Annotated in this window: 5 protein-coding genes; 1 reads left to right on the top strand and 4 read right to left on the bottom strand. The window is 63.2% G+C overall.

Annotated elements, in window-relative coordinates; genetic code table 11:
• Positions 1-225: 225 nt before the first annotated feature.
• The 3 genes from DIE16_RS34685 to DIE16_RS34675 form a co-directional block, all read right to left on the bottom strand.
• Positions 226-822 (bottom strand): plasmid pRiA4b ORF-3 family protein, encoded by a 597-nt coding sequence (locus tag DIE16_RS34685; protein ID WP_124484802.1) that lies wholly within the window; start codon positions 820-822, stop codon positions 226-228.
• 139 nt (positions 823-961) lie between these two features.
• The gene (locus DIE16_RS34680) at positions 962-2,302 is read right to left on the bottom strand and encodes an APC family permease (protein WP_124484801.1); all 1,341 of its coding nucleotides are present in this window, start codon (positions 2,300-2,302) and stop codon (positions 962-964) included.
• A 127-nt stretch (positions 2,303-2,429) separates the two neighbouring features.
• On the bottom strand, positions 2,430-3,275 hold the full coding sequence (locus DIE16_RS34675) for a carbon-nitrogen hydrolase family protein (protein WP_124524319.1): 846 nt from the start codon (positions 3,273-3,275) through the stop codon (positions 2,430-2,432).
• A 178-nt stretch (positions 3,276-3,453) separates the two neighbouring features.
• Between DIE16_RS34675 and DIE16_RS34670 the strand changes: the two genes are divergently transcribed.
• Positions 3,454-4,272: a response regulator transcription factor gene (locus tag DIE16_RS34670; protein ID WP_124484799.1), complete on the top strand. Its 819-nt coding sequence runs from the start codon at positions 3,454-3,456 to the stop codon at positions 4,270-4,272.
• A 272-nt stretch (positions 4,273-4,544) separates the two neighbouring features.
• Here the strand turns inward: DIE16_RS34670 and DIE16_RS34665 are convergent, their stop codons facing one another.
• On the bottom strand, positions 4,545-6,032 hold the full coding sequence (locus DIE16_RS34665) for an MFS transporter (RefSeq protein WP_124524318.1): 1,488 nt from the start codon (positions 6,030-6,032) through the stop codon (positions 4,545-4,547).
• Between the last annotated feature and the right edge of the window lie 55 nt (positions 6,033-6,087).

Genomic DNA, 6,087 nt, shown 5'->3' with positions numbered 1-6,087 from the left:
AACCAACCCTAACCCCAACCTCAAAACCGGACATTTCTATTTAGCTGGCGCCACGACATCTTGAAATGGCTACGACACTGGTGCATTTGGCGGTGTTGCGTCCCGCGCCGAAGATCAGCCGCTTCAGCGCAACACTAAGGTTCTATCGGCATACTGCGGTCTCGTTAGAGTCATGAAGTCCATCAGCTCGTCTTCATGCCGTCCAGAGTCTTGACGCAGTTTGAGTTACCGATTGCCCCAACGGTTGGAAGCCATGCGCAACAGCGCTGCATTGGCAGCGCGCAAATCGAACAATTCCGCGTCGAAGCCGGACCCGATCCAGTTTCGGTAACGCTCTGCCTTTTCACTGTCCGGATCGTTGGATAGCGTATTCAGGAACGCCTCATAGCCGGATGGACCGCCAACGTCCTCCGGCGGACAAGCACGGGCGCCGCCAATGACTTGGGCTTCTCCCCAAGGTTGGCCCTCGATCGTTTCCATCTTCTCGACGACGACGCTGTGATTCCAGCCGTCCCCGAAGTCGTATCGGTAAACGAAGCGCGAACCTGGCTTCAGGACCGCCTGCAGACGAACCTTTCGGTCATCTGCAGTCGTGCCCGAGTCAGCAAAGTCCACCACATCATCGATCTCGAACATGGCGTAGGTCATGCCATCGATCAGGAAGTCGTGAAGATGCGTGTCTTCCCATCCGAAAGCTGCTTGCAGAATGTGATGCAGCTTGCGCAGCGATTCAGTTCCTTCGACTTCGATCTGACGCCAGACGGGCGGATCGATGTGCTGAAGCGCCACTTTGAGGGTGAAGCGCGGGAACGATTTCGGCATTCGATCTCCTCAGAACGCGAACCTGCACTATTATTGCCTCGCAATGGTCACCTGAAGCAAGCACTGTAGGATCGCCGACGCTGGAAGGAACGCGAAGCATCCGCGCATAGCAACCGCACTGCAGCCCGCCTCACCTCGATCAAATCGCCACTTCCGGCGGCGCCTGACGAAACAGCCGCGTAATCCAGCACAGATATACCAGCCCGAGCACGAACCACGCGATGCCGAGGACCAGTGCCGCCTTCTCGAGACTCACGAGCAGCCAGATATCGGACACCGCGCCGATCACCGGGAACACGAGCCCGCCGAACACCCCGATCCGGCGCTCGCCATGATTGCCCGACAGATACAGGCGAATCACGCACAGATTGACGGCCGTAAAGGCAAGGAACGCGCCGAAGTTGATGAAAGACGTCGACGTGGCGACGTCCAGCTTCAGCGCGATCAGGCCGACCACGCCCGCCAGCGCGATGTTGATCGCCGGTGTCTTGAAGCGCGGGTGAATGAATCCGAATACGCGTTTCGGCAGGATTTCGTCGCGACCCATCGCATAGAGCAGCCGGCCGACGCTCGCTTGCGCGGAAATCCCCGACGCGAATTGGGCGAGGATCAGACCCGCGAGGAATACGGTGACGAACACATCGCCGCCGATCATCTTCGCGACCTCGAACGCGGCTGAATCCGTGTCCTTGAATTCGACGCCCGGGTGCGCGAGCTGCATCGTGTATGCCGCGATCACGAAGATCGCCCCACCGATCAGCGCAATCAGCAGGATCGCACGCGGCATGTTCTTTTTCGGCTCGATCGTTTCCTCGGTCAGCGTCGACACCGCGTCGAAGCCGAGGTACGAATACGCAGCGATCGCGGCGCCCGCCATCGTCGCGCCGAACGGCACGTGCGGCTTGAAGAACGGCTCCGCCATCGCGATGCCGCCCGGCCCGGCCGCGGCTGACGCGTAGTGCCAGCACAGCGCCACGAACATCACGACGATCGCGAGCTGCACGATCATCAGCACGATATTGAAGCGCGCAGCCAGTTCGATACCGACGATGTTCAAGCCGCTCGTCAATACGATGAACGCGACGATCCAGATCCAGGTCGGCACATGTGGAAAGGCGGCGTTCAGATATGCAGCGCCGATCAACCAGATCACCATCGGCAGGAAGAAATAGTCGAGCAGCGTCGCCCAGCCGATCATGAAGCCGAGGTGCGGGTTGAACGTCTTGCGCGTGTACGTATAGGCTGAACCTGCAGTCGGATAGAGCCTGGCGAGCTTGCCGTAGCTGAGCGCGGTGAACGCGATGGCGATCAGCGCAAGCAGATAGGCGAGCGCGGCCGTGTCGTCGCTGGCCTTGGCGAGCACGCCGTAGGTACCGTAGACGATCAGCGGCGCCATATAGGCGAGGCCGAACAGCAGCACGGACGGCAGGCCGAGCGTGCGCTTCAGGCTCGGCGATTCATGGGATGACGACGCTTGCATGTTATCTCCTGGACCTTCGGGGCCGATGCGAATGCCTGTGTGCCTTCGGCCGACATTTCGATTGAACGGGCACGCCCGGGCGACGCATGACGCCCGCGCGATGCCGTGAACGGACTGCGAAACCGGATTATTCGCCGCGCTGACAACGCGCTTCGATCATGAATGCGCGATGGCCGTCCGACTGCTCGAGCGGCGCGAGATCAAGCGCCACGCGTGTGTCGTGCAGGTAGTTGTAGTGTTCGCGGCTCGCTTCGAGACGCGTGAGATCGAGGTTCGCCTGCACGACCGTCTCGACCCTGCCCAGTTCCAGCGCGGTTTCGCCGAACGGATCGACGAGCGCGGAAAGGCCTGCGAACGTCAGATTGTCGTCGCCGGCCCCGCAACGGTTCACCATCACCGCGAACATCTGGTTTTCCATCGCGCGTGCCGCGATCGCGCGGCGATGCACCGGGCCGAACGGGTCCATGTTGCCGTTCGTGACGATCAGCAGATCGGCATCGAGCGCGCCGACGGCTCGCGCCGTTTCGGGAAATTCGATGTCGTAGCAGATCAGCAGACCGACCGTCAGGCCGTTCCAGATGCACGTCGCGAAGCGGTCACCCGGCGTGAAGACACCGACATCCGATGCCCACAGATGCGTCTTGCGATAGCGCAGCACAATGTCGCCCTGCTCGTCGACAAGTACCGTGGTGTTGTAAAACCGGTTGCCGTCGCGCTCGGCGAGGCCCACGGCGACAGCGACGCCCTTTTGTCGTGCCGCGTCGCGTACCGCGGATAATCCGGGGCCATCGAGCGTCTGTGCGACTTCGGCGACATTGTCGCGGGTCGGAAAGCCCGACAACGTCGTCTCGGGGAACACGATCAGTTTCGTGCCGCCTGCCACGTCGACGCGCCCGATCGTGTCGATCACCTTGCGCGTGTTGTGCGCGACGTCGCCGTCGATCAGCGAGAGTTGCGCGAGTTCTACCTGCATGAAAACCGTCTCCTTCCAATAGCCTTTCATCGGCGCGTCGTCTGCCCTGCCCTTCTGATACGACGCGCGGTCGAGCGAAACAGGCCGTGTACCCCTGCCTGTCGAAGTGAGGCCGATTATCGGGTTATTATTTTTGACCTGAAATTCCCCGCCAGGGTTACCCTCACCGGAGCACACGATGGACTTCGAATGGCGAGATCTCGCTTTTCATCGGGAGATTGGCTCGGCCATCGACGCCCTCGATGGCCCGCATTTCTGGGCACGCCTCACGCGTGTGCTCGAGCGGCATCTCGAGTTCGACAACTGGGTCGCGCTGCGTTTCGCGCGCGCCGCGCCGCCTCTCGTGCTTGCCGAGCAGGCCATGCCCGACGGCAAGATCGACCTGATGTTTCAGGACTATCTGGCCGCCCTCTATCAACTCGATCCGTTCTATCTCGCCGCGTTCGAAACGCAGGCGTCGGGCTTCTACACGCTCGCCGACGTCGCGCCGGACAATTTCCGGATGACCGAGTACTACCAGCGGTACTTCAGGAAAAACATCGTCGGCGACGAAGTGCATTTCAACGTCATGATCGATCGCGATCACACATTGGGCTTTTCGCTCGGCAAGACGAGCAAGTACGACGATCGCGAGATTGCGTTGCTCACGCTGTACACGCCCTGGGTCCTGTCGTTGATGCAGCAGCGCTTGCGCTTCGAGACGTTCGCGATCAAGGATGCGCCGCGCGTGACCGAAGGCGAAGCGCCCGACCCGCAGGCGCGCTTCGGGATGCTGACCGGAAAGAGCGGGCGCGGCGCGTTGACCACGCGCGAAATCGAAGTCGCGATGCTGTCATTGAGCGGATTTTCGTCACGCGCGATCGGGGAAAAGCTGTCGATTTCGTTCGAGACCGTGCGTGCGCACAAGAAGCACATTTACGCGAAGCTGGGTGTCGGATCGCAATCCGAATTGTTCGCGATGTTCTACGATCGGGGCAGATCCGGCGAATCTGCGTGATTCGCGTCTCCGTGTCACGGCACGAATACCGGCAGGCGCGCTGCCGCTTCAGGTTTAGCCGGTGAGCACGGAATCACGTGCATCCAGATTGAGCCGGAGATTCGTGATGGACGCGAATTCCGGCTCCCGGGATAAATGGCATTGCCTTGCGATGCGTTTTTGAACCGGGCAATCCTGTCACGACGCGGCGACGCTCGATCGACTACGCCGACGGTGTCTGCCGTCTTGAAACCGTTCGAATCCGCGCCTTGCCCCCGTTGCTGCCGGTGCCATTACACCGCCCCATCCCCGGCTCCTTTATGCCGCCCATCGACACGCCGAGTCGGCAATGCGGCGAGCCCGCGCACCGCCGCCGCGTTCTCGGCGCCATCGTCGCTGCGGCCGGTGATCTCGTCCAGCGCCCGGTTGTTGGTGTACGGCCCGAACACACCGATCGACACCATCACGATCAGCATGCTGCCGCCGGTCAGCACGAACACTGCGGACACCCCGGCGCGCTCGAGCAGCAGCGCGACGATGAAACTGCTCGCGATTCCGGTCAGGCGGCCGATCGAATGCACGAAGCCGAGCGCGCGCCCGCGGATCTCGGTCGGAAACACTTCCGACTGGTACGCGGTGCCGTTGCTCGCGAGCACCGTGTTGGACAGCGTGACGAGCAGGCCGAACGCGATCACGAATGGTGCCTGCGCCGACATCGCGAACGCGGTGCCGAACAGCGCGACGCCGAACGCCGACGCGACGATCAGCCACTTGCGCTCGATGCGGTCAGCGAGCACGCCGGCAACGAACGGCGACACCGGATACGCGAACGCGATCACGAACGCATACCAGAGGCTCTTCGTGACGCTCGCGCCCTGCGCGGCCAGCAGCGTCGGCAGCCACTGGCTGAAGCCGAAGAAGCCGATGCTCAGGAATGCGTTGAATACGATCAGCATCGCCGTGCGGCCGCGATGCCGCGCATCCCACATCGACGGCGCGCGCCGCGCGGCCGGCGTTGCGATGGCCGGCATCCGGACCGCGGGCAGCGGCCGGCCGGATTCCCGCTCGACCGCCTGCTCGAGCCGCTGGAGCACGGCTTCGGCGTCGGCCTCGCGGCCGGTGCTGGCAAGCCAGCGCGGCGACTCCGGCAGCCGCGACTGCAGCCACCAGACGACGACCGCGCCGCTGCCGCCGAGCAGCACGACCCAGCGCCACCCGGACACCCCGAGCGGATCGTGCGGCACCCATAGCCACGACACCAGCGCGAGCACCGGCATCGCGAGATAGCCGATCGCGAAGCACAGCGCGAACGCACGCCCGCGCACTGCTTTCGGCACCAGCTCGGTCAGGAACGCGCCGATCGTGATCAGCTCCGCACCGATGCCGCAGCCCGCGACGAAGCGGCACACGAGAATGCCGAGCGCATGCGTCTGCACGCACATCGCAAGGCTTGCCGCCGTGTAGAGCAGCAGCGCACCGGTGAACAGCGCGCGCCGTCCGATGCGGTCCGCGAGGCGCGACACGAACATCTCGCCGACAAACAGCCCGGCGAACGTCGCCGCGCCGAGTGCGCCCTGGTCCGACATGCCGAGCACGCCGTGCGAGCCCGCGTGAAAGATGCCGTCGCGGATCAGCCCGGGCGGCAGGTAGGTCATCTGGAACAGGTCGTAGATCTCGAAAAAACCGCCGACGCTCAGGAACATCACGAGCGTCCAGATGCTGGCCGTCGCGGGCAGGCGGTCGATGCGCGCGGCGATCGACGCCGCATGGGAATGGGACATGGCGATTCCTCGGTGATCCGCCCGCGCGGTCTGCGCGAAGCGGCGGACAGGGCGC

Origin of the sequence: Burkholderia sp. Bp9090 (assembly GCF_003857985.1) — a bacterium.
Taxonomy (GTDB): Bacteria; Pseudomonadota; Gammaproteobacteria; order Burkholderiales; family Burkholderiaceae; genus Burkholderia.
The sequence above is the reverse complement of the archived record's forward strand: the minus strand, read 5'-3'. Positions and strand labels throughout refer to the sequence as shown.